This is a genomic window from Escherichia sp. WS568 (genome assembly GCF_046486085.1).
GTDB lineage: Bacteria > Pseudomonadota > Gammaproteobacteria > Enterobacterales > Enterobacteriaceae > Escherichia > Escherichia coli.
Genome location: NZ_JBJQMC010000067.1, coordinates 1 through 1088 on the forward strand (window position 1 = coordinate 1; position 1088 = coordinate 1088).

The 1088-nt window shown below is 54.5% G+C and carries 1 protein-coding gene; it reads left to right on the forward strand.

Annotated features, from left to right (window positions below):
* Nucleotides 1-1088, forward strand: a 1088-nt coding sequence (locus tag ACJHWR_RS25215; protein ID WP_242812402.1) for an IS4-like element IS4 family transposase, incomplete at both ends; no start/stop codon positions are given.

Consider the following 1088-nt stretch of genomic DNA (forward strand, 5'->3'; position numbering starts at 1 on the left):
TTTTTTATGCACATTGGACAGGCTCTTGATCTGGTATCCCGTTACGATTCTCTGCGTAACCCACTGACTTCTCTGGGGGATTACCTCGACCCCGAACTCATCTCTCGTTGCCTTGCCGAATCAGGTACTGTAACGCTACGCAAGCGCCGTCTTCCCCTCGAAATGATGGTCTGGTGTATTGTTGGCATGGCGCTTGAGCGTAAAGAACCTCTTCACCAGATTGTGAATCGCCTGGACATCATGCTGCCGGGCAATCGCCCCTTCGTTGCCCCCAGTGCCGTTATTCAGGCCCGCCAGCGCCTGGGAAGTGAGGCTGTCCGCCGCGTGTTCACGAAAACAGCGCAGCTCTGGCATAACGCCACGCCGCATCCGCACTGGTGCGGCCTGACCCTGCTGGCCATCGATGGTGTGTTCTGGCGCACACCGGATACACCAGAGAACGATGCAGCCTTCCCCCGCCAGACACATGCCGGGAACCCGGCGCTCTACCCGCAGGTCAAAATGGTCTGCCAGATGGAACTGACCAGCCATCTGCTGACGGCTGCAGCCTTCGGCACGATGAAGAACAGCGAAAATGAGCTTGCTGAGCAACTTATAGAACAAACCGGCGATAACACTCTGACGTTAATGGATAAAGGTTATTACTCACTGGGACTGTTAAATGCCTGGAGCCTGGCGGGAGAACACCGCCACTGGATGATACCTCTCAGAAAGGGAGCGCAATATGAAGAGATCAGAAAACTGGGTAAAGGCGATCATCTGGTGAAGCTGAAAACCAGCCCGCAGGCACGAAAAAAGTGGCCGGGACTGGGAAATGAAGTGACAGCCCGCCTGCTGACCGTGACGCGCAAAGGAAAAGTCTGCCATCTGCTGACGTCGATGACGGACGCCATGCGCTTCCCCGGAGGAGAAATGGCGGATCTGTACAGTCATCGCTGGGAAATCGAACTGGGATACAGGGAGATAAAACAGACGATGCAACTGAGCAGGCTGACGCTGAGAAGTAAAAAACCGGAGCTTGTGGAGCAAGAGCTGTGGGGTGTCTTACTGGCTTATAATCTGGTGAGATATCAGATGATTAAAATGGC